Below are 21,006 nucleotides of genomic sequence, written 5' to 3'. Positions count from 1 at the left end.
GTCCCCAGCTCATCCGATCAATGGCACCACTAAACCAGACCCGCAAGGCATCACAGCAGGCCGCATCCGGCGACGCGGGATCCGGAGATACCAGCAAAGCTGGATCCCGGGATATCGGGGCCTGCCTGCTTGCCTGGTATGATGCGCATCATCGTGACCTGCCCTGGCGTGTGACGCCAAGCGCGTTTGCGCGAGGCGCAAGGCCCGACCCCTATCGCGTCTGGCTGTCCGAGGTGATGCTGCAACAGACCACGGTCGAGGCGGTAAAAGCCTATTTCCGCAAGTTCGTCGAGAAATGGCCTACGGTCGAGGCGCTGGCGGCGGCACCCGCCGAGGACGTGATGAAGGCGTGGGCCGGGCTCGGCTATTACTCAAGGGCGCGCAACCTGAAGGCCTGCGCCGACCTCGTGGCGCTGCGAGGCGGCCGCTTTCCCGACACCGAGGCCGGCCTGCGCGAATTGCCGGGCGTCGGTGCCTACACCGCTGCGGCGATCGCGGCGATCGCCTTCGACCGGCCGGCGGCGGTCGTCGACGGCAATGTCGAGCGGGTCGTGACCCGGCTCTATTCGATCGAAACACCGCTCAGCGAGGCCAAGCCGCAGATCCGAGCGCTGGTCGAAAAGCTGGTACCGCAAACGGGGCCCGGCGATTTCGCCCAGGCGATGATGGATCTCGGCGCGACGATCTGCACGCCGAAGCGCCCGCGCTGCATGCTGTGCCCGGTGCGCGAGGATTGCAGCGCCATTCTCAGCGGCGATCCGGAACGCTTTCCGGTCCGCCTGCCGAAGGACGACAAGCCGCTGCGCAAGGGTGCCGCCTTCGTCGCCGAGCGCGACGACGGCGCCATCCTCTTGCGCAAGCGGCCCGACAAAGGCCTGCTCGGCGGCATGACGGAGGTGCCGACCACCGCCTGGACCGCCAGGGTGGATGGCGCGACGACGGCGGATGCCGCGCCTTTTCCCGCCGATTGGCGGCGCGCCGGGCAGATCGGCCATGTCTTCACACATTTCGCGCTCGAGCTCGACATCTTTCATGCCCATGTCAAGCGCGATGCGCCCGACGGGTATTTCTGGTCGCTGGCCCATGAAATTTCCGGGGAAGCGCTGCCCACCGTCATGAAAAAGGTAATCGAGACGGCCATACCGGGCGCGACCAAAAAGCAGCACCCGCATTGAAAGGACCGCAATGACCGAAATCCGCCATATCGTCTTCGACATCGGCAAGGTGCTTATCCATTACGATCCGGACATTCCATTCAGCCGCCTGATCCCCGATGCCGAAGAGCGGCGGTGGTTCTTCGACAATGTCTGCACGAGCGCCTGGAACATCGAGCAGGATCGCGGGCGGACATGGGAAGAGGCCGAGGCGGCGCTGATCGCCGAACATCCCGACCACGCCGAGAACATCCGCAACTTCCGCCGCCACTGGCATGATATGGTGCCGCATGCCTATGACGACAGCGTCGCGCTGCTCGAGGGCCTGATCGATGACGGCCGCGACGTGACCCTGCTCACCAACTGGGCGTCGGATACATTCCGCGAGGCTCGCGCCCGTTTTCCGTTCCTTGAGAAGCCGCGCGGCATCACGGTCTCCGGCGACATCGGCCTGATCAAGCCGGACCGCGCCATCTACGACCATCACGTGGCTTCGTTCGGGCTCGATCCGGCGGCTTCGCTATTCATCGACGACAGCCAGAAGAATGTCGACGGCGCCAAGGCGGCGGGCTGGCAGGCCGTGCTGTTCACCGACGCCAAGGCACTTAAGGCAGACCTTGAGCGGCTGGGGATTGCAGCCTGATCTGAATCGCTTGCGGCGATCCGTTGATGTTTTGGTTCAGCTTCAGGCGAATCAGCCCCCTGCCCGCTCCATGCCGAGCCTGGCGATACGGCGCAGCTCGTCGATCGGGGTCAGGCCGCCGCTGCGCTCATAGTGCCAGAAGGTCCAGCCGTTGCAGGCGTCCAGCCCCTGCACTTCGGCGCCGATCTTGTGGATCGAGCCGGCGCTGTCGCCGATCGCCAGCGTGCCGTCGGCGCGCACCTTTGCCGCCCAGCGCTTTTTGGCGTCATAGAGCGTGGCGCCGGGCGCCACCAGACCGTTGTCGATCAGGCTGATGAAGGCGACGCGCGGTTCGGCGCGCTTGCCGGAAAGCACGGTGAGATCGGCGCTTTCCAGCGGGCGCACCGCGGCGATGCGCTCATTGGCGGCATCGATATAGGCTTGCTCGCGCTCGATGCCGACAAAGTGGCGGCCAAGGCGCTTGGCGACAGCGCCGGTGGTGCCGGAACCGAAAAAGGGATCGAGCACGACGTCGCCCGGCTTCGTCGAAGCCATCATGATGCGGGCAAGCAAGGCTTCCGGTTTCTGCGTCGGATGCAGCTTGTTGCCGTTCTCGTCCTTCAGCCGCTCGCCGCCGGTGCAGATCGGGAAAAGCCAATCGGAGCGCATCTGCAGGTCGTCGTTCGAGGCTTTCAGGGACTCGTAATTGAAGGTGTAGCCCTTGGCCTTCTGGTCGCGCGAGGCCCAGATCATCGTCTCGTGCGCGTTCTGGAAGCGCCGGCCACGGAAATTCGGCATCGGGTTGGTCTTGCGCCAGACGATGTCGTTCAGGATCCAGAAGCCGAGATCCTGCATGCGGGCGCCGACGCGGAAGATGTTGTGATAGGAGCCGATGACCCAGATGGTGCCGCTGGGCTTCAGCACGCGGCGCGCCGCGAGCAGCCAGGCACGGGTAAAGGCGTCATAAGCCTCGAAACTCTCGAATTGATCCCAGTCGTCGTCGACGGCGTTGACCTTGGACTGGTCGGGCCGGTGCAGGTCGCCGTCGAGCTGCAGATTATAGGGCGGGTCGGCGAAGATGATGTCGATCGACTTTTCCGGCAGGCGGTCAAGCGCGGCGACGCAATCGCCTTTCAGGATGGTATCCAGCCATTCGGACCGCTGGGGAGCGTGGGAAAGCTCGTCGAGAAGACGCATGGCAGACATCAAAACACCCAAAGCACGCGTTACGGTTTACTGACTGTTATGGTTACCGATCAGCGTAAACATTCAGTGAAGGCTGCAGACGCTTGCTCGGTTTGCGAAGAGCGGCCTGTTGGTGTATGCCGCACCGCTTGGGCCAGCCATGCCACGCTCCCCTTCTCAACGTCCGGATTGCCATGCCCCAGCCAGACCTTGTCATCTTCGATTGCGACGGCGTGCTCGTCGATTCCGAAATCATTGCCGCGCGCATCGATGCGGAGCTTCTGACGTCGGCCGGATTCGAGATTTCGGCCGAGGAGCTTGCCGAGACTTATGCCGGCCTGACCTTCAAGGACATCATGTTGCGGGTCGAGGAGAAGTCGCGGATCCCATTCCAGGCCTCGCTGATCGACCGCGAGGAGGAACTCGTCGACCGCAAGCTGCGCGCAGACGTGCGCATCATCGACGGCGCTCGCGAGGCGGTGGCGGCCGTAACCGCGCCGCGCGCCGTCTGCTCCAATTCACGCACCGAGCGGGTCGAATTCATGCTGGAGAAGGTGCGGCTGCTGCAGTTCTTCGCCGGCCGCATCTTTTCGGGCCTCGATATTCCCAGCAAGAAGACCAAGCCGGCGCCGGACGTGTTTCTCTACGCCGCCGAAAAGCTCGGCGCCAACCCGAAGAACACTTTCGTGATCGAGGATTCCGTGCACGGCATCGCCGGCGCCAGGGCCGCCGGCATGCGCGTCATTGGCTTCACCGGCGCCGGGCACAGCTATCCGGGCCATGCCGATGCGCTGACCGAGGCCGGCGCCGAAACGGTCATCCGGCGCTGGGCGGAGCTCAACAGCACGATCGCGGCGCTGTCGGAGTGGTCGGAAGACGCTTGAGGATCGTTCGAATCCTGGCCCTTGCTCAGTTCGTCGCTGGAGCGCGCTTCTTCCTCTTGCCTTTCGGCTTGTCCGCCGAGGCGACCGGCGTGTTCTCGTCATAGCCGGCATAGGCCTGGTAGTCGCGCGCGGTCGGCTCCGGCACCACGACATTGTTGTCGACGAAGACGAATTGGGTAGCGGCCGATGGGTCGGTAACCTGCACCTGGTACGGATGCAGCTGCGAATAAAGCACCTCCTCGCCATGCTGAACCGCGATGCGGATCGGCATGGTGACGGTGCCGGGCGCGAACATCGGCCCCGGCACGATCTTGCCGGCGACGGCTATCTTCATCGACATCTGGCCGTTGGCATGGGTGCAATCGCGCGTCACGTCGGTGATCGACGCCTGGTAGATGATCTTCGACGGATCGTGAGCGGGATCGATCGGCTGGCCGTTGGGTCCGGTCTGTGCGGCCGCGGCGGCTGCCTCGGCCTCGGCGTCGGCCGCGGCGTCAACTTTCTTTTTCTTGGGCTTCGCCGTCGTGCCTTTGGCATAGGTGTTGAAATAGGCAGTGCCGTCGCGCAGCGTCACCTTCGGACAATAGGCTCGCAACTGGCTGGCGAGGATCTTGGGATCCTGCGGCGGCGGCGGCGCGACGGGATCCTTCTTGGTTAGACCAAAGTTAAGAATACCATTGTCGCTCGATTGGCAGCCGGCGGCGGCAAGCATAAAGCCGGTGAGCGCCAGACCCGCAACAAAACGACGGTTGACCGAATAAAACGCCATGAAACTGCACTTCCCTCTCACAAAGCCGGTGACGTATAGCAACCGCGCGGCAAAAATGCGACTGAGCGGGCTCGGAAAATTAACCAATTGCCGTGGATGACGCGACCGGCAGCAATAGGCCTTTGACGATGCAATATGTGAGTACCCGCGGGGATGCGCCCGCGCTTGGATTTTCCGACGCTGTGCTGGCCGGCCTGGCGCGCGACGGCGGGCTCTACGTGCCGCGCGAGTGGCCACAGTTTTCGGCCGCCGACATCCGCGCCATGCGCGGCCTTGCCTATCCGGACCTTGCCATCCGCGTGCTGACGCCGTTCCTCGGCGGCGAGATCGCGGCGCCCGTCTTCGAGCGGCTGGTGCGCGAGGCCTATGCGACTTTCCGGCACGAGGCCGTCTGCCCGCTGGTGCAGACCGGGAAAAACACCTTCATCCTCGAGCTGTTCCACGGCCCGACGCTGGCCTTCAAGGACGTGGCGATGCAGTTGCTGGCGCGACTGATGGATTATGTGCTTTCGGAACGGGGCAAACGCGCCACCATCGTCGGCGCGACCTCGGGCGACACCGGGGGTGCCGCGATCGATGCGTTCGCCGGCCGCGACCGCACCGACATCTTCATCCTGTTCCCGCACGGCAAGGTATCGCCGGTGCAGCAGCGCCAGATGACGACGTCGAGCGCGGCAAACGTCCATGCGCTGTCGGTCGAAGGCAATTTCGACGACTGCCAGGGCCTGGTTAAGGACATGTTCAACGACCACGCCTTTCGCGACAGGGTGTCGCTGTCGGGTGTGAATTCGATCAACTGGGCCCGCATCATGGCCCAGATCGTCTATTATTTCTCGTCGGCCCTGTCGCTCGGCGCGCCCGACAGGCCGGTCTCCTTCACCGTGCCGACGGGCAATTTCGGCGATATTTTCGCCGGCTACGCCGCCAAGCGCATGGGCCTGCCGATCGAGCGGCTGATTATCGCCACCAACGACAACGACATCCTGGCACGCACACTGGCGAGCGGCGAATACCGCACCAAGGGCGTGTTCGCCACGACCTCGCCGTCGATGGACATTCAGGTGTCGTCGAATTTCGAGCGGCTGCTGTTCGAGGCCGCAGGCCGCAATGCCGAGACCGTGCGGCGCTATATGAACGGCTTGAAGCAGTCGGGCGCCTTCACCATCGAGGAGGGCGAGCTCAAGCGCATCCGCGCCGAGTTCGATGCCGGCCGCGCCAGCGTCGACGAGGTCGCCGCCACCATCCGTGCGACGCTCGAGGCGAGCAACTACCTGCTCGATCCGCATACGGCCGCAGCCGTCCGTGTCGCCGCCAGCCAGGACTCCGGCGCGGTGCCCATGGTGGTGCTCGGCACCGCGCATCCGGCGAAATTCCCGGCGGCGGTCGAGGCCGCGAGCGGCATCACCCCTGCCCTGCCCGCATGGCTAGGCGGCTTGATGACAGCCGACGAAAAATACACGATACTTCCATCCGACTTGAAAATGGTGGAAGATTACGTGGACCGCCACTCGCGGGCGGCGCGTTAGGGAGTACTTGCCATATGGGTGTTGAGGTAAGCCGTCTGTCGAACGGCCTGACAGTCGCCACCGAAACCCTTCCAAGCATCGAATCGGTTGCCCTTGGTGTCTGGGTCAAGTCAGGCGCCCGCAACGAGCGCGACGAAGAGCATGGCATGGCCCATCTGCTCGAGCACATGGCGTTCAAGGGCACGAAGCGCCGCAGCGCCTTCGAGATCGCCTCGGAAATCGAGAATGTCGGCGGCGAGATCAACGCCGCCACCAGCGTCGAGACGACCTCCTACTACGCCAGGGTGCTTTCCGACGACGTGCCGCTGGCGGTCGATATCCTGGCCGACATCCTGCAGGAATCCGAATTCGATCCCGACGAGCTGGAGCGCGAGCAGCATGTGATTCTGCAGGAGATCGGCGCCGCGCACGACACGCCCGACGACATCGTCTTCGACCGCTTCACCGAAACGGCTTTCCGTCATCAGACCATCGGCCGCTCGATCCTCGGCACGCCGGAGACGGTCAAATCCTTCACCTCCAAACAGTTGCACAGCTTCATCGAGCGCCAATATGACGCGGAGCGGATGGTCGTCGTGGCCGCCGGCGACGTCAAGCACGACAATTTCGTGCACGAGGTCGAGAAGCGGCTTGGCGGCTTCCGCGCCAAGGCGGCGGGCAATATCCCGCAATATGCGCAATATGTCGGCGGCGACTTCCGCGAGGACCGCGACCTGATGGATGCGCAGATCGTGCTCGGCTTCGAGGGCCGCGCCTACCATGTGCGCGATTTCTACGCTTCGCAGGTGCTGTCGATGATCCTGGGCGGCGGCATGTCGTCGCGGCTGTTCCAGGAGGTGCGCGAGAAGCGTGGCCTCTGCTACTCGGTCTATGCCTTCCACTGGGGTTTTTCCGACACCGGCATCTTCGGCGTGCATGCCGCCACCGGGCAGAGCGACATCGCCAAGCTGGTGCCGGTGATCATCGGCGAATTGCAGAAGGCCGGCGAGAGCATCCAGCAGGACGAGCTCGACCGGGCGCGGGCGCAATATCGCGCCGGCCTGATCATGTCGGCCGAAAGCCCAGCGAGCCGCGCCTCGCAGATTGCCCGGCAATTGCTGTTGTTCGGGCGGCCGATTGCCAAAGAGGAATTGATGGAGCGGCTTTCGGCGCTGACCGTCGAGCGGCTGACCGATCTCTCCTCGCGGCTGTTCTCGACCAAGCCGACGCTTACCGCGGTCGGTCCCGTGGGCACGCTTGCGCCCTATGAGGCGATCCTCGAATCGCTTGCGGGCCCGCAGACGACGGCCCGCCGGCTCGCCGTCTGATCTTCGACCAAAACCGTGTTCGCGCTCCCTTTCTTTCGCCGCGACCTGCCGGCACTGAAGGGCGACAAGGTCACGCTGCGCGTGCCCTTGACCAACGACTATCGCGAATGGTCGGCGGTGCGCGGCGAAAGCCGCGCCTTCCTCGAACCCTGGGAGCCGCGCTGGCAGCCGGACGAGCTCGACCGCAATGCCTGGCGCCTGCGCATCAGCCGCTACCGCGAGGATTATGCCCAGGGCACGGCTATCGCCTTCTTCATCTTCGAAAAATCGAGCGGCAAGCTCGCCGGCGGCATCACGCTCGGCAACATCCGCCACGGCGTCGCGCAGAGCGGCCATATCGGCTACTGGATCGGTGAACGCTTCGGCGGCCGCGGCATGATGACAGAGGCGGTCAAGCTGGTGTCGCGCTTCGCCTTCGATACGCTGCGGTTGCACCGGATCGAAGCTGCCTGTATTCCCGAAAATGCCCGGTCGATCCGTGTGCTTGAAAAAGCCGGATTCCGGCGCGAAGGACTTCTGCGATCCTATCTCAGGATCAACGGCATCTGGCAGGATCACTACCTCTACGCCCGGATCGCGGACGATCCGCCGGGCGATGGAACGAAGGGCTGATTGTGACGAATTTTCCGCGATTAGCGTCGCTATTCGCCCTCATCATGACGGTCGTCGTCACGCTTTTTTCGGCCATGCCGGCTTTTGCCGTCGAGCCGATCAAAATCGCGCGCGACGACAAGGCGCTGGACCTATCGCGCGCCGTGGAAATCTACCGGAACCAGGGTGAGAATTTCCAGGTCTCGACGGCGCCCGGCCCCGACGGCATCGTGCGGCGCATCGAAGTGGAAGCCAATGATGCTCGCTCGAGCGGCGACTGGGCCGTCTTCGCGCTCGCCAACACCACCGACCAGCAGCTCGACCGGCTGATCGTCGCGCCGCATTTCCGGCTGGTGAATTCCGGCATCTTCTGGCCGGATCTCGGCTCCACGCGCATCGCCGCCATCACGCCCAGCGAGGGCTTCGCGCTCGACCGCCAGACAAGCCCCGACGCCGACGTATTCCGGGTGACGCTGAACCCCGGAACGGTGGTGACCTTCATCGCCGAGCTCGCCTCGCCGAAACTGCCGCAGGTCTATCTCTGGGAGCCGGATTCCTACAAGGACTCGGTCAATTCCTACACGCTGTTCCGCGGCATCGTCATCGGCATTTCGGGGCTTCTTGCGCTGTTCCTGACGATCCTGTTCGTGGTCAAGGGAACCTCGATGTTCCCGGCGACCGCGGCGCTCGCCTGGGCGGTGCTGGCCTATATCTGCGTCGACTTCGGCTTCCTCAACAAGATCATCGAGATATCGCCCGGCAACGAGCAGATCTGGCGGGCCGGCACGGAGGTGGCCTTGGCCGGAACCTTCGTGGTGTTCCTGTTCGCCTATCTCAACCTCAACCGGTGGCATGGTCATTTCAGCTACGGCGCGCTGGTCTGGATCCTAGGGCTCTTGTTGATCGCGGGGGTCGCCATCGTCGATCCGGCGGTCGCCGCCGGCGTTGCCCGCATCTCGTTCGCCGCCACCGCGCTCACGGGTCTCGGCCTGATCATCTTCCTCGGCATCCGCGGCTATGACCGCGCGATCATGCTGGTGCCGAGCTGGGTGATGGTGTTGCTATGGCTATGCGGATCGTGGATGGCGATCACCGGCATGCTGGACAACGACATCGCCCAGCCGGCGCTGGGCGGCGGGCTGATCCTGATCATCCTCTTGATCGGCTTCACGGTCATGCAGCACGCCTTTGCCGGCGGCGCGCTGCATCAGGGCCTGTTCTCCGACCTGGAGCGGCAGGCGCTCGCCGTCGCCGGCTCGGGCGACATCGTCTGGGATTGGGACGTGCTGCGCGACCGCGTGGTGACTAAGCCCGACATCAGCCTGCAGCTCGGCCTTGCGCCCAACAGCCTTGGGGGTGCGGCCCGCAACTGGCTGCCGGTGCTGCATGCCGACGACCGCGACACGTTCCGCACCACGCTCGACGTGGTGCTGGAGCATAGGCGCGGCAAGGTAGCGCAGAACTTCCGCCTGCGCGGCGCCGACGGCCATTACCACTGGTTCTCGCTGCGCGCCCGCCCGGTGATCGGCTCCGACGGCGAGGTGATCCGCTGCGTCGGCACCATGATCGACGTCACCGAGCAGAAGAAATCCGAGGAAAGGCTGCTGCACGACGCCGTGCATGACAATTTGACCGGCCTGCCGAACCGCGAATTGTTCATGAACCGGCTGGAAGCGATCATCTCGATCGCCCGCACCGAGGAGAAGGTGCGCCCGACGGTCTTCATCATCGACATCGATCGCTTCAAGCAGGTCAATGACGGCCTTGGCATCTCCGCCGGCGACACCATTCTGCTCACTGTCGCGCGCCGGCTGCACCGGCTGCTCAAGCCGAAGGATTCGCTGTCGCGCTTTGCCGGCGACCAGTTCGCGCTGATGCTGCTTTCGGAACAGGACCCGGCCCGCATCGCTGCCATGGCGGACGCCATCAAGCACGCGATCAACAATCCGATCACCTTCGCCAAGCGAGAAATCGTGCTCACCGCATCGATCGGCCTGATCACCTGGACGACGGCGCAGACTTCGGCCGAGGACATGGTCAAGGACGCCGAGCTTGCCATGCACCAGGCCAAGCGTTTCGGCGGCGACAGGATCGAGCCCTTCCGTCCCGCCTTCCGCACCGTCGGCACCGACCGGCTGCAGTTCGAATCCGACCTTCGCCGCGCTATCGAGCGGCGCGAGTTCACGCTTGCCTACCAGCCGATCGTGCGGCTGGAGGATGGCAGCGTCGCCGGCTTCGAGGCGCTGCTGCGCTGGGACCATCCGCGCCGCGGCATGATCCCGCCGGGGGACTTCATTCCGGTCGCCGAGAATTGCGGGCTGATCGTGCAGCTCGGCCTGTTCGCCATGCAGCAGGCGGCCGAGGACCTCGCGACCTGGCAGAAGCAGATCGGCGACGCGCCGCTGTCGGTGTCGGTCAACCTGTCCAGCCGCCAGCTCATCCGCCGCGACCTGGTCAGCGACGTCCGCTCGGTCATAGCGCGCGCCAATCTGAAACCGCGCTGCTTCCGGCTGGAGCTCACCGAGTCCCTGGTGATGGACAATCCCGAGCAGACCGCGCATGTGCTGACCAAGCTGAAGCAGCTCGGCATCGGATTGTCGCTCGACGATTTCGGCACCGGCTATTCCTCGCTCTCCTACCTGACGCGCTTCCCCTTCGACACCATCAAGATCGACAAGAGCTTCGTCGACGACGCCACGCCGAAGCGTGCCGTGCTGCTCAAATCGATGGTCAACATGGCGCATGAGCTGGGGCTTTCGGTCGTGGCGGAAGGCATTTCGGATGAAAGCGACGCGCTGGAGCTGCGCCAGATGGGCTGCGAATATGTGCAGAGCTTCATGTTCGGCGCGCCGATGCCCGGCGACCAGGTGCTGAAGACGCTGAGGGAGCAGTATCCGCTGACCCAGGCTTAGAGGCGGTTTGGAAACTCTGCTCCTGCGGCCATCTGGATGCGCTTTCTGCGCGTCCGGTGCTCACGTGCGTTAAGCACGCTCCGCTCCGGTTCTCGAAATCACCACCATATGGCTGGCATGAGCGAGTTTCGAAACGGCCTCTGCGTCTGCTCGGGTAGGCTAAGCGTGCCCGGCGGCGGCGCTCAGATGGGCGAGGTCGATGCCGATCGAGGCAAGGATACGGTCGTATTTGCGCTCGATATCGGTGTCGAAGAGAAGCTCCGGCGTCGCCGGACAGGTGAGCCAGCCATTCTCGGAGATCTCCGTTTCGAGCTGGCCGGCGCCCCAGCCGGAATAGCCGAGCGCCATGAGGGCATGGCGCGGGCCGCGGCCGGTCGAGATGGCCCGCAGGATATCGACGGTTGCCGTCAGACAGATATCGTCGGAGACGTTGAGCGAGGATTCCACGCGATAGTCGCCCGAATGCAGCACGAAGCCGCGGCTGCGGTCGACGGGCCCGCCGTTGCGCACGACGAAATCGCGCGTATGCGCCGGCAGGCGGATCGCTTCCTGCTCGTTCATGATGCCGAGTTGCACAAGCAGGTCCGGAAACAGCATCTGCTGCGTCTGATTGATGATCAGGCCCATCGCGCCCTCGTCGCTATGGGCGCAGATGTAGATGACGGAGCGCGCGAAACGGTCGTCCTTCATGCCAGGCATGGCAATCAGGAACTGATCGTCGAGGAAACCGCGTCCGGCGGCCGACTTCTTGTGGCGCAGCAAGTCCATGGCCTCAGCGTAACGCGTTTCGGCAGCGCCGAAAAGATGGTGCCAGTCCCCGATGTCACGCAAATATGATACCGGGAGAGCGATGAAGTCATTGCGCGGCCAAGAACGGACGGTCAAATCACCGCATGCGATACATGAAATTACTGGTTCTCGGCGTCGTTTTCGGGTGGGCTACAAGCCTACCGGCTGAGGCCTCCTCCTCTAACTGGTACAACAGTGAAGGCGGCAAGGTTCGGCTGGTGACCACCGGCAAGCCCGACCAGGTCGGCAAGATCCACGGCGTGCTCGACATCGCGTTGAAGCCCGGCTGGAAAACCTATTGGCGCGATCCAGGCGACGCCGGCGTGCCGCCGCAACTCGACATATCGGGCAGCACCAATGTCGCCGACGCGCAATTGTCGTTCCCGCAGCCGCAGCGGCATGACGACGGCTATGGCAAATGGGCCGGCTACGATCGTCCGGTGTCGCTGCCGGTGACGTTCACGCTGTCTTCGCCCGACCAGCCGGCGACCATCGATGCCAATATCTTCCTCGGCATCTGCGAGACGATCTGCATTCCAGTGCAGACCCGGCTCAGCGTCGATCCCGGGTCCGACCCCGATAACGCGACCGACGCGGCCCTGGTGAAAACCGCACTTGCGACGCTGCCCTCCCCGGCCCGGTCCGATTTCGGCATCAGCGTGCTGTCCAGCGACCATGAGACCCTTGTCGTCCAGGCGCAGTCGCCCGGCGATCCGCAATCCGTCGATCTCTTCATCGCCGGCGAGCGCGACTACATGTTCGGCGCGCCGGTGCGCAGTCAGAAGGATGGCAAGCTCGTCTTCACCGTGCCGATCCTCGACCGGCCGTCGGCGGCGCCGACCGATGGCGGGCTGTATTACACGCTGACCAGTGCCGAGGGTTCGGTGGACGGGCTGCTGCCTTTCCCTTGATGCAGGGTCTTTCTGAGCCGCAATTCCGGACGGAAAACCGCTGCACACTTTTCCTGGAATTGCTCTGAAGAGTTGCCGGAGCCCGCGCAGTCCGATATCGAAGGCATCGATCCTTCCCATCCCCCAAGCGAGGCACCCCATGACCATTGCGGTTGGCGAAAAACTGCCCGAAGCGACCTTCAAGACCATGACCGCGGACGGCGCAAAGTCGATCACCGGCGATGAGATCTTCGCCGGCAAGAAAGTCGTGCTGTTCGGCGTTCCCGGCGCCTTCACGCCGACCTGCAGCAACAACCACCTGCCTGGCTATCTGGAGAATCATGACGCCATCCTGGCCCGCGGCGTCGACACGATCGCCGTCGTCTCGGTCAACGACGTGCATGTCATGGGCGCCTGGGCGCGGTTCACCGGCGGCGAAGGCAAGATCCTCTATCTCGCCGACGGCAGCGGCGATTTCGCCAAATCGGTGGGACTCGACAACGATCTTTCCGGGGCCGGCATGGGCCTGCGTTCGAAGCGCTTCTCAATGATCGTCGACGACGGCAAGGTCGTGGCGCTCAATGTCGAGACCAAGCCGGGCGTCGACGAGAGTGGCGCGGCAAAAATCCTCGAGCAGCTCTAGATCAGGTCAGGTTTCGTTGGCCCCATGATCTTGTCCGAAAACCAGTTCCACTTTTTGCGTTCGCTGACCTTCGGTTCAGGATCATGCTCTGATGTTTGACACCGTCTGGCGCGCAGTGGCGATCGGCATCGGCGCCACAGTATTCATGGATGTCTGGGCGATCGTCCTCAACAAGGCGTTCGGCCTGCCATTGCCCAACTGGGGCATGGTCGGACGCTGGGTGCGGCATCTGCCGAAGAGGGTTTTTCACGACGATATCGGCAAGGCGGCACCTTATGCGCATGAAAAGGCGCTCGGCTGGGCATTCCACTACCTCGTCGGCATTCTCTACGGCGTGATCCTTGTCGTGCTCGCCGGCGCGGGCTGGCTGGCGGCACCGACATTCCTGCCGGCCTTCATCCTCGGCATCGTCACGGTTGGGGCCGGCTGGTTCCTCCTGGCGCCGGGCATGGGCGCCGGCTGGGCGGCGTCCAAGCTTCCCAATCCGATGAAGGTGCGCGCGCTCAACCTCCTGGCGCACACGGTGTTCGCGCTCGGCATGTTCTCGACGGCGCTGCTGATCCGCTGACGATCAAATGCCGCTATGCGGCGCCAGTTCGTCGATGGGGCGCCAGCCGTGCAGGATGCGGCGAGCCTCAATGTCATAGGCGAAGTAATTGCCGCCGCCCGCCGGCTGATCCGCGATACGGCTGATCTCGCGGCCATCGAGCGAAAGCAGCAGAAGTGTTCCCACGCCTCCGTGGCCAACGAAAGCCACGTTGCCGGTGAGGCCGGTGCCAAGCACGGCGTCGACTTCGTCCATGATGCGCTGCTGCGCGTCTATCGCCCTTTCCCATCCGCGGATGCAGTCGTGCGGCCTGGCGAAGAACTCGTCGGCAACCGCTTCGAATTCCGGCGGCGGCAGGAAGCCCGTCGCCGACCGGTCGTTCTCGTGCATCCGCTCCCGCACCTCGACCTCGAGATGAAGGTGCTTCGCCAGGATTTCCGCAGTTTCGACCGCCTTGCGTTCAGCGGACGACACGATGCGCCCAATCGAGCCGATCCAGGGCTGATCGAGCATCGCAACAGCCCTTGCCCGGCCGATGTCAGACAGCCCCCATTCCGGCACCGGAATGTTGGCGTCGATCCGAACCTGCGGATGGGTAATGTAATAGGCGATCGGCAAGGCAAACTTTCTCCGATCAGATGCGGGCTCGATGGCCGATCAGTAGCTCTGGGTCGAGCGTCGCGCCTTCGCAACCGCCGGCCGCTTCGGCTGCGCTGCGGACTGCGCCGCCAAAACAGGCTTCACCGGGCCCTTCTTGAACGGTGCCATGCCCTGCCGGGCCAGTTCGTCAGCGCGCTCGTTCTCCGGGTGGCCGGCATGGCCCTTAACCCAGTGCCAGACGACCTTGTGACGCCGGTTGGCCTCATCGAGCGCCTGCCAGAGCTCGCCATTCTTGACCGGCTTCCTGTCGCCGGTCTTCCAGCCGTTCTTCTTCCAGCCGTGGATCCATTTGGAGATGCCGTCCATGACGTATTTGCTGTCGGTGTAGAGGTCGACCGCGCAAGGCTCCTTCAGCGCGTTGAGCGCGGTGATGGCGGCCAGCAGCTCCATGCGGTTGTTGGTGGTCTCGGCCTCGCCGCCGGACAGCTCCTTGGTGACGCCGTTGTAGCGAAGCACTGCGCCCCAGCCGCCCGGCCCGGGATTGCCCGAGCAGGCGCCGTCGGTGAAGATCTCGATCTGCTTGTTCATGTCAGCCCGTATTCGGATGGCGACTTGATGGCGCGATGGAAGCGCATGCGCCGGATATATTCGGTCGGATCGCGCTTCATCACCAGCCCGCCATCCGGAATGGTCAGCCAGTCATAGAGGCGGGTCAGCATGAAGCGCAGCGCCGAGCCGCGCGCCAGCATCGGCAGCGCCGCCTTCTCGTCGGCCTGAAGCGGCCGCACCGACTGGTAGCCGGCCAGCAGCGCCGTCCCCTTGGTCAGGTTGAAGGCAAAATCCTTCTCGAAGCACCAGGCGTTGAGGCAGGTGGCGATATCATAGGCGTAGAGGTCGTCGCAGGCGAAATAGAAGTCGATCAGCCCGGACAGTTTCTCGCCGAGGAAGAAGACATTGTCCGGGAACAGGTCGGCATGGATGATGCCCTTCGGCAGGCCGGTGGGCCAGTTGCGCTCGAAATCGCTGAAGTCGGCGTCGACCTCGGCCGCCAGCCCTGGCTCGACCTCGTCGGCGCGCTCGCGCGAGGCAGCCCAGAGCTTGCGCCAGCCCTCGATCGCCAGCGCGTTCGGCCTTCGCATCTGAAAATCCTGGCCGGCAAGATGCAGGCTGGCGAGCGCCTTGCCGACTTCGCCGCAATGCGCGGCCGTCGGCCGCCTGAGCGACAGGCCTTCGAGGAAGGTGATGATGACGGCGGGCCGGCCGGCCAGCGTGCCGATGACGGTGCCGTCATGCGCGGTGACCGGCAGCGGGCAGGAAATGCCTTTCCTGGCAAGATGGCCCATCAGGCCGAGAAAGAACGGCAGGTCGGCCTTGTCGACCCGCTTCTCGTAGAGCGTCAGGATGTAGGAGCCGGTCGAGGCGTGGACCAGGAAATTGGAATTCTCGGTGCCTTCGGCGATGCCCTTGTAGGAGAGCAGCTCACCCACCGGATAGGCCTTGAGGAATGCGGTCAGCTCGCCTTCGTTGACGTCGGTGTAGACGGCCATCCGGTTTCACGCCGCTCCGTTGACGAAGGCCATGTCGGCCGCCGTCAGTTCGACATCGCGCAACACCCGCATCACCGGAAAATCCTCCGTTTCCGTGGCCGTGACGGCCAGATCGATGGTGACGTCGAAGCGTTGCCGGAACGCGTCGATGATCTCGTCGACGATGATTTCCGGCGCCGAGGCGCCGGCCGACAGGCCGAGCGTCCTGATCCCGGCGATCTCATCCCACGGAATTTCGGCGGCGCGCTGCACGAGAAGCGACATTGTGGCGCCCGCGCGCTCCGCCACTTCGACAAGACGACGCGAATTGGACGAATTGGGAGCGCCGACGATAAGGAAAAGATCGGCGCCGGCCGCTGTCTCCTTCACCGCTTCCTGGCGGTTGGTGGTGGCGTAGCAGATCGATTCGGCCGCGGCCGCATGCAGTTCGGGAAACCGCTCCTGGAGCGCCCGGATGATGCCGGCGGTGTCCTCGACCGACAAGGTCGTCTGGGTGACGAAGCCCAGCGCCGAAGCGTCGACGGGCACGAAACGCGCGGCGTCAGCCTCGGTCTCGATCAGTGTCACCGCGCCTTCCGGCAATTGTCCCATCGTGCCGATCACCTCCGGGTGACCGGCATGGCCGATCAGGAGTACGTGGCGACCGAGACGCTGGTGGCGCATCGCCTGCTTGTGCACCTTGGAGACGAGCGGGCACGTGGCGTCGAGGTAAAAGAGATTGCGCGCCTGCGCGTCCGCCGGCACCGATTTCGGCACGCCATGCGCGGAAAAGACCACGGGCGACTGGCGATGCTCCGGCGGAATCTCGGACAGTTCCTCGATGAAGACGGCGCCCAGGCTCTGCAGCCCTTCGACGACGTAGCGGTTGTGCACGATCTCGTGGCGGACATAGACCGGCGCACCGTATTTCTTCAGCGCCAGCACGACGATCTGGATGGCGCGGTCGACACCGGCGCAGAAGCCGCGCGGCTGGCAGAGCCTGATCGTCAGCGGTGGCTTTTTCTGGGTCATGAATGCAAGGCCGATTCAGTCGGAACCAAGAACATGATGCCGAAAGGTGTGAAGCGGTTTTCGGACGACATCATGGTCTATCTGTTTGATTAGGCGAAATGATGTGCGCACCCCTGCCCTGTCAAGAGCGAGGACGCTCACTGCTCCTTCACCGGGCGGCGCAACCTCAGGATCAGCACGGCTGCAAGGGCGGCGGCCAGCCCGTACCACGTGACGGCATATTGCAAATGGTTGTTCGGCAGGTCGATGATGGTGACGCCACCGACCGGCAGGCCGCCAGGATTCGGCGTCTTGTCGGCATCGACGAAGAACGGCACCAGCACGAACCCGGCAGGCAGACCGGCGGTCGCCGCCATGACGTCGCGGTCCTTCCAGTAGAAGATGTTCTTGGCGACGTCATTGTCGGGAAGCATCATCGACGGCTTTGCAGGCAGCGGATTGCGGGCAAGTCCGGTCACGGTCACCTTGCCGGCGACTTCGCCCTGCCGGCGCTTGGAGGGATCCTTGAGGTCATAGGGAACGAAGCCGCGGTTGACGAGCACGAAGCGGCCGTCCTCGAGCTGCAGGGGCGTGTAGACGTTGAAGCCGCTGTCGCCTTGCCAAGTGGAAAAGAAGTGCCGCTCGCCCTGGTGCAGGAAAGTGCCTGTCACCGTCACGGGCGTGTAGTCGACATCGTGGGAAGCGGCGAATTCCTTCTCCACGTCCGCTAGCGCCAGCGGTGCGGAATGGGTGCGCTTGTCGATGGTTGCGAGCAGGCCTTCCTTCCAGTGCAGGCGCTGGACCTGCCAGGTGCCGAGCCCGATCAGGACGGCGAACAGGACAAGGCCGAGGCCAAGCAGCAACGCCGTGCGCGGCCGCGAAGGGCCGCCAACCAAATCGGTCGTCTCGCTCATTCGTTGGAATCCAGCCTGCCTTCAGCAGCCTTCTTGGAGTACTGCAAGGTGATCAGCACGCCCTTGATCAGGCGCAGCGCCGTCAGGCAGAGCACCAGCGCCAGCGGTATCCACAACATAAAGTGCAGCCAGAGCGGCGGACTGAACGTCACCTCCATCCACAATGCGAGGCCAACGACGACGAAGCCGATGATCAGGATGACGAACACGGCCGGCCCGTCGCCCGCATCGGCGAAGGAATAGTCGAGTCCGCAATTATAGCAGCGGTTGCCGATGGTGAGGAAACCCGAGAACAGCCTGCCTTCGCCGCAGCGCGGACAGCGGCCATGCAGACCGGCCGAGATCGGATCGATAGGTGGCCAGATCGCCTTGTCTTCGCTCATGTTCCCACCCTAGACCTTTTTGTCCCAAAGAATAAGGCGGCCACGTCGCCGCAGCCGCCCTTTGGGATTCCGAAACCCGTCGGTTTAATGGCCTTCGATCAGTGCGCCGTTCGAGGCCCAGACATAGATGGCGCTGAACAGGAACAGCCAGACCACGTCGACGAAGTGCCAATACCAGGCGGCCGCTTCGAAGCCGAAATGCTGCTTCGGGGTGAAGTCGCCGCGCCACGCGCGGATCAGGCAGACGAGCAGGAAGATGGTGCCGATGATGACATGGAAGCCGTGGAAGCCGGTCGCCATGAAGAAGGTGGCGCCGTAGATCGAATCCCTGAAGCCGAACGGAGCGTGCATGTACTCGTAAGCCTGCACCATGGTGAACAGCATGCCGAGGCCGACCGTCAGCACCAGGCCGTTGATCAGGCCCTTGCGGTCGCCATGCAGAAGCGCGTGGTGCGCCCAGGTCACCGTCGTGCCCGACAGAAGCAGGATGATGGTGTTGTAGAGCGGCAAGTGGAAGGGATCGAGGACTTCAAGCCCCTTCGGCGGCCACACGCCGCCGGTGAAGGCGGTGCGGGCATACTGGTTCGCCTCGCCGGGGAAGAGACTTGCGTCGAAAAAGGCCCAGAACCAGGCGACGAAGAACATCACCTCCGAGGCGATGAACATGATCATGCCGTAGCGCAGGTGCAGCGAAACGACGCGCGTGTGATGGCCCTCGTGCGCTTCCTTGATGGTGTCCGACCACCAGGCGAACATCGTGTAGAGCACGATGATCATGCCGATGAAGAACAGCCACGGATTGGCGATGTTGTGGCCGAAGACCGGGAAGTTGCCGCCCTTCAGATACTGCATCAGGCAGACACCGCCGATGGCGGTGACCAGCGCGCCGACGGAACCCAGGAAAGGCCAGGGGCTGGGGTTGACGAGATGGTAGTCGTGTTGTGGTTTTGCGTGCGCGTCTGCCATATCAACCCCCGAGGCTTGCGTCGGAATCTGGAACTTTGTTGCTGCTGCCAGCGGCCGGCACCGAGGAGGCGACCGGCTGTTTATTTTCGACCGGGAACATCGTGTAGGACAGGGTGATGGTCTTCAAGTCCTTGAGTTCCGGCACGTTGACGATGTCTGGATCGACATAGAACACGACCGGCATGTCCAGCGTCTCGCCGGGTTTCAGCGTCGTGTCGGTGAAGCAGAAGCACTCCACCTTGTTGAAATAGGCACCGGCCATTTCCGGCTGCACGTTGAACGAGGCGCGGCCGGTAATGGTGCGGTCGAACTTGTTGGTGGCGCTGTAATGCGCCTGCGCCGTCGCGCCGATCTTGATCGTCACCGAGCGGGCGACAGGCTCGAACTGCCATGGAATGCCGTTGGTGTTGGCATCGAAGCGGATGGTGATATCACGGTCGAGCACGCGGCCGGCATATTGCTTCTCGGCGCGCTGCGTGGTCCCGCCATAGCCGGTGACCTGGCAGAACATCTTATAGAGCGGAACCGCCGCATAGGCCATGCCGACCATGCCGGTGAAGAAGGCGAGGCAGACGGCGGCGACGATGCTGTTGTTCACCTTGCGGGGCTTGCTGCTGGTCTCGCCGCCCATCAGCCGCCTCCCAACAGGCCGGAGCTGGTGATGCTGGCTCCGCTGTGACCGAAGCGCACGATGGTGGCGGCATAGAAGACGACGACCAGCGCTGCCAGCGCAAGACCGATGGCGATGGAGCGGTTGCGGCGGGCCTTCTGCTGGCGTTCGGTCAGCGTGACCAGTTCGAGTTTCTTGTCAGCCACGATCATGCTCCCCCCATCATGAGGGCGCGCCCGACCACGCAATCGACGAGATAGGCGGCAAAGATAGCGAAGAGATAGAGCAGCGAGTAGCCGAACAGGGCCTTGGCCGGCTTCATCGCGCGATCGTCGTCGGCCATGGCAAGCACTTTCCAGGCATACCAGACGAAGCCCGCGCCGAGGGCCGCCGAGACGACGCCGTAGCCGGCCGTGGTGTAGCCGAGCGCCCAGGGCAGCACCCCGACCGGCGCCAGGATCAGCGCATAGGCAAAAATCTGCCTACGGGTCGAGGCATGGCCGGCGACATTCGGCATCATCGGAATGCCGGCGCGGGCGTAGTCGTCGGATTTGAAGAGAGCCAGCGCCCAGAAATGCGGCGGCGTCCACAGGAAGATGATCAGGAACAGGATCACGCTTTCGAGGCTGACCGAGCCGGTCACGGCGGCCCAGCCGATTACCGGCGGGATGGCGCCGGCGGCGCCGCCGATGACAATGTTCTGCGGCGTCCAGCGTTTCAGCCACATCGTGTAGATGACGGCGTAGAAGAAGATGGTGAAGGCGAGAAGCGATGCCGACAGCCAGTTGACCAGCACTCCGAGCGTCATCACCGACAGCACCGACAGCACAAGGCCAAAGCTCAACGCCTCGCCTGGGGTGACGCGACCGGACGGCACCGGGCGGCCGGCGGTCCTCGTCATCACGGCGTCGATGTCGGCGTCGTACCACATGTTGAGCGCGCCGGAAGCACCGGCGCCAATGGCGATTGCGAGGATGGCGATCACCGCCATGAGCGGATTGATGGCAACGGGCGCCGCGATCATGCCGACAAAGGCCGTGAAGACGACCAGCGACATGACACGCGGCTTCAGGAGGGCGAAGAAATCGCCTGCGGTCGCTTCCGACATGCGAAAACCCGCTTCCTCCATCAATCTGTCTTCGGCAAGGGCCATGCGTACTTAAAGTCCATCATTCCG

The 21,006-nt window shown here is 63.9% G+C and carries 23 protein-coding genes; 10 read left to right on the top strand and 13 right to left on the bottom strand.

The window, feature by feature from the left end; translation table 11 throughout:
* The first annotated feature begins 20 nt into the window (after positions 1-20).
* Together mutY and LB515_RS08540 are read left to right on the top strand one after the other, a co-directional pair.
* On the top strand, positions 21-1,175 hold the full coding sequence (gene mutY / locus LB515_RS08545; protein ID WP_224707420.1) for an A/G-specific adenine glycosylase: 1,155 nt from the start codon (positions 21-23) through the stop codon (positions 1,173-1,175).
* Positions 1,176-1,185: 10 nt separating this feature from the next.
* The gene (locus tag LB515_RS08540) at positions 1,186-1,797 is read left to right on the top strand and encodes an HAD family hydrolase (protein ID WP_224637705.1); all 612 of its coding nucleotides are present in this window, start codon (positions 1,186-1,188) and stop codon (positions 1,795-1,797) included.
* Between the two features lie 51 nt (positions 1,798-1,848).
* On the opposite strand, the gene LB515_RS08535 is transcribed toward LB515_RS08540, so the two are convergent.
* A complete protein-coding gene (locus LB515_RS08535; RefSeq protein WP_224637704.1) occupies positions 1,849-2,982 on the bottom strand; it encodes a site-specific DNA-methyltransferase in 1,134 nt (377 codons plus the stop codon).
* 173 nt (positions 2,983-3,155) lie between these two features.
* Between LB515_RS08535 and LB515_RS08530 the strand changes: the two genes are divergently transcribed.
* Positions 3,156-3,845, top strand: coding sequence for an HAD family hydrolase (locus LB515_RS08530; RefSeq protein WP_224707419.1), 690 nt, complete (start codon positions 3,156-3,158; stop codon positions 3,843-3,845).
* Between the two features lie 25 nt (positions 3,846-3,870).
* Here LB515_RS08530 and LB515_RS08525 read toward each other — a convergent pair whose 3' ends face one another.
* Positions 3,871-4,614 carry a hypothetical protein gene (locus tag LB515_RS08525; protein ID WP_224607607.1) on the bottom strand — a complete coding sequence of 248 codons (744 nt, stop codon included), beginning with the start codon at positions 4,612-4,614 and terminating at the stop codon, positions 3,871-3,873.
* Positions 4,615-4,742: 128 nt separating this feature from the next.
* Here LB515_RS08525 and thrC point away from each other — a divergent pair, with 128 nt between their 5' ends.
* The 4 genes from thrC to LB515_RS08505 are packed head-to-tail and all read left to right on the top strand — an operon-like array spanning position 4,743 to position 10,950.
* Entirely contained in the window at positions 4,743-6,140 is a 1,398-nt protein-coding gene (thrC, locus tag LB515_RS08520) for a threonine synthase (protein ID WP_224707418.1), read from the top strand.
* A 14-nt stretch (positions 6,141-6,154) separates the two neighbouring features.
* Positions 6,155-7,447, top strand: a complete 1,293-nt coding sequence (locus LB515_RS08515) for a M16 family metallopeptidase (protein ID WP_224628555.1) — start codon at positions 6,155-6,157, stop codon at positions 7,445-7,447.
* Positions 7,448-7,462: 15 nt separating this feature from the next.
* Positions 7,463-8,059, top strand: coding sequence for a GNAT family N-acetyltransferase (locus LB515_RS08510; protein ID WP_140541542.1), 597 nt, complete (start codon positions 7,463-7,465; stop codon positions 8,057-8,059).
* Between the two features lie 2 nt (positions 8,060-8,061).
* Positions 8,062-10,950, top strand: a complete 2,889-nt coding sequence (locus tag LB515_RS08505; protein ID WP_176476983.1) for an EAL domain-containing protein — start codon at positions 8,062-8,064, stop codon at positions 10,948-10,950.
* Positions 10,951-11,109: 159 nt separating this feature from the next.
* Here the strand turns inward: LB515_RS08505 and LB515_RS08500 are convergent, their stop codons facing one another.
* Positions 11,110-11,718: a YqgE/AlgH family protein gene (locus tag LB515_RS08500; RefSeq protein ID WP_095767156.1), complete on the bottom strand. Its 609-nt coding sequence runs from the start codon at positions 11,716-11,718 to the stop codon at positions 11,110-11,112.
* 125 nt (positions 11,719-11,843) lie between these two features.
* On the opposite strand from LB515_RS08500, the gene LB515_RS08495 reads away from it, so the two are divergent.
* The 3 genes from LB515_RS08495 to LB515_RS08485 all read left to right on the top strand — a co-directional run bounded on the left by LB515_RS08495 (position 11,844) and on the right by LB515_RS08485 (position 13,840).
* Positions 11,844-12,650 (top strand): protein-disulfide reductase DsbD domain-containing protein, encoded by an 807-nt coding sequence (locus LB515_RS08495; RefSeq protein ID WP_318012615.1) that lies wholly within the window; start codon positions 11,844-11,846, stop codon positions 12,648-12,650.
* Positions 12,651-12,789: 139 nt separating this feature from the next.
* Positions 12,790-13,272 (top strand): peroxiredoxin, encoded by a 483-nt coding sequence (locus tag LB515_RS08490; RefSeq protein ID WP_224628553.1) that lies wholly within the window; start codon positions 12,790-12,792, stop codon positions 13,270-13,272.
* Positions 13,273-13,363: 91 nt separating this feature from the next.
* Complete coding sequence (locus tag LB515_RS08485) at positions 13,364-13,840, top strand: DUF2938 domain-containing protein (protein WP_095766774.1); 477 nt, start codon at positions 13,364-13,366, stop codon at positions 13,838-13,840.
* A 3-nt stretch (positions 13,841-13,843) separates the two neighbouring features.
* Here LB515_RS08485 and LB515_RS08480 read toward each other — a convergent pair whose 3' ends face one another.
* From LB515_RS08480 to LB515_RS08435, 10 genes are all read right to left on the bottom strand, one after another.
* Positions 13,844-14,437, bottom strand: a complete 594-nt coding sequence (locus tag LB515_RS08480) for a histidine phosphatase family protein (protein ID WP_224707416.1) — start codon at positions 14,435-14,437, stop codon at positions 13,844-13,846.
* Between the two features lie 39 nt (positions 14,438-14,476).
* Positions 14,477-15,007, bottom strand: coding sequence for a ribonuclease HI (rnhA, locus tag LB515_RS08475; RefSeq protein WP_224707415.1), 531 nt, complete (start codon positions 15,005-15,007; stop codon positions 14,477-14,479).
* Entirely contained in the window at positions 15,004-15,966 is a 963-nt protein-coding gene (locus LB515_RS08470) for a homoserine kinase (protein WP_224707414.1), read from the bottom strand. The genes rnhA and LB515_RS08470 overlap by 4 nt, the downstream gene beginning before the upstream one ends.
* A gap of 6 nt (positions 15,967-15,972) precedes the next feature.
* Entirely contained in the window at positions 15,973-16,977 is a 1,005-nt protein-coding gene (ispH, locus tag LB515_RS08465; RefSeq protein WP_140541535.1) for a 4-hydroxy-3-methylbut-2-enyl diphosphate reductase, read from the bottom strand.
* 137 nt (positions 16,978-17,114) lie between these two features.
* Positions 17,115-17,870 (bottom strand): SURF1 family protein, encoded by a 756-nt coding sequence (locus LB515_RS08460; RefSeq protein ID WP_224707413.1) that lies wholly within the window; start codon positions 17,868-17,870, stop codon positions 17,115-17,117.
* A complete protein-coding gene (locus tag LB515_RS08455; protein ID WP_224707412.1) occupies positions 17,867-18,253 on the bottom strand; it encodes a DUF983 domain-containing protein in 387 nt (128 codons plus the stop codon). The genes LB515_RS08460 and LB515_RS08455 overlap by 4 nt, the downstream gene beginning before the upstream one ends.
* A gap of 84 nt (positions 18,254-18,337) precedes the next feature.
* Entirely contained in the window at positions 18,338-19,219 is an 882-nt protein-coding gene (locus tag LB515_RS08450) for a cytochrome c oxidase subunit 3 (RefSeq protein WP_140847288.1), read from the bottom strand.
* Between the two features lies 1 nt (position 19,220).
* Positions 19,221-19,850 (bottom strand): cytochrome c oxidase assembly protein, encoded by a 630-nt coding sequence (locus LB515_RS08445; RefSeq protein WP_224707411.1) that lies wholly within the window; start codon positions 19,848-19,850, stop codon positions 19,221-19,223.
* Positions 19,850-20,041: a hypothetical protein gene (locus LB515_RS08440; RefSeq protein ID WP_224545860.1), complete on the bottom strand. Its 192-nt coding sequence runs from the start codon at positions 20,039-20,041 to the stop codon at positions 19,850-19,852. Before LB515_RS08440 ends, LB515_RS08445 begins: the two co-directional genes overlap by 1 nt.
* On the bottom strand, positions 20,038-20,982 hold the full coding sequence (locus tag LB515_RS08435; protein WP_224605091.1) for a heme o synthase: 945 nt from the start codon (positions 20,980-20,982) through the stop codon (positions 20,038-20,040). Before LB515_RS08435 ends, LB515_RS08440 begins: the two co-directional genes overlap by 4 nt.
* Between the last annotated feature and the right edge of the window lie 24 nt (positions 20,983-21,006).

Origin of the sequence: Mesorhizobium sp. CA15 (assembly GCF_020165215.1) — a bacterium.
Lineage (GTDB): Bacteria > Pseudomonadota > Alphaproteobacteria > Rhizobiales > Rhizobiaceae > Mesorhizobium.
This window is presented reverse-complemented; position numbering and strand designations above follow the sequence as displayed.

Bases quoted from the DNA above. Each gene is read 5' to 3' on its own strand.
- mutY (WP_224707420.1), top strand. From the start codon at position 21: ATGGCACCACTAAACCAGACCCGCAAGGCATCACAGCAGGCCGCATCC.
- LB515_RS08540 (WP_224637705.1), top strand. From the start codon at position 1,186: ATGACCGAAATCCGCCATATCGTCTTCGACATCGGCAAGGTGCTTATC.
- LB515_RS08535 (WP_224637704.1), bottom strand. From the start codon at position 2,982: ATGTCTGCCATGCGTCTTCTCGACGAGCTTTCCCACGCTCCCCAGCGG.
- LB515_RS08530 (WP_224707419.1), top strand. From the start codon at position 3,156: ATGCCCCAGCCAGACCTTGTCATCTTCGATTGCGACGGCGTGCTCGTC.
- LB515_RS08525 (WP_224607607.1), bottom strand. From the start codon at position 4,614: ATGGCGTTTTATTCGGTCAACCGTCGTTTTGTTGCGGGTCTGGCGCTC.
- thrC (WP_224707418.1), top strand. From the start codon at position 4,743: ATGCAATATGTGAGTACCCGCGGGGATGCGCCCGCGCTTGGATTTTCC.
- LB515_RS08515 (WP_224628555.1), top strand. From the start codon at position 6,155: ATGGGTGTTGAGGTAAGCCGTCTGTCGAACGGCCTGACAGTCGCCACC.
- LB515_RS08500 (WP_095767156.1), bottom strand. From the start codon at position 11,718: ATGGACTTGCTGCGCCACAAGAAGTCGGCCGCCGGACGCGGTTTCCTC.
- LB515_RS08495 (WP_318012615.1), top strand. From the start codon at position 11,844: ATGCGATACATGAAATTACTGGTTCTCGGCGTCGTTTTCGGGTGGGCT.
- LB515_RS08490 (WP_224628553.1), top strand. From the start codon at position 12,790: ATGACCATTGCGGTTGGCGAAAAACTGCCCGAAGCGACCTTCAAGACC.
- LB515_RS08485 (WP_095766774.1), top strand. From the start codon at position 13,364: ATGTTTGACACCGTCTGGCGCGCAGTGGCGATCGGCATCGGCGCCACA.
- rnhA (WP_224707415.1), bottom strand. From the start codon at position 15,007: ATGAACAAGCAGATCGAGATCTTCACCGACGGCGCCTGCTCGGGCAAT.
- LB515_RS08470 (WP_224707414.1), bottom strand. From the start codon at position 15,966: ATGGCCGTCTACACCGACGTCAACGAAGGCGAGCTGACCGCATTCCTC.
- ispH (WP_140541535.1), bottom strand. From the start codon at position 16,977: ATGACCCAGAAAAAGCCACCGCTGACGATCAGGCTCTGCCAGCCGCGC.
- LB515_RS08460 (WP_224707413.1), bottom strand. From the start codon at position 17,870: ATGAGCGAGACGACCGATTTGGTTGGCGGCCCTTCGCGGCCGCGCACG.
- LB515_RS08455 (WP_224707412.1), bottom strand. From the start codon at position 18,253: ATGAGCGAAGACAAGGCGATCTGGCCACCTATCGATCCGATCTCGGCC.
- LB515_RS08450 (WP_140847288.1), bottom strand. From the start codon at position 19,219: ATGGCAGACGCGCACGCAAAACCACAACACGACTACCATCTCGTCAAC.
- LB515_RS08445 (WP_224707411.1), bottom strand. From the start codon at position 19,850: ATGGGCGGCGAGACCAGCAGCAAGCCCCGCAAGGTGAACAACAGCATC.
- LB515_RS08440 (WP_224545860.1), bottom strand. From the start codon at position 20,041: ATGATCGTGGCTGACAAGAAACTCGAACTGGTCACGCTGACCGAACGC.
- LB515_RS08435 (WP_224605091.1), bottom strand. From the start codon at position 20,982: ATGGCCCTTGCCGAAGACAGATTGATGGAGGAAGCGGGTTTTCGCATG.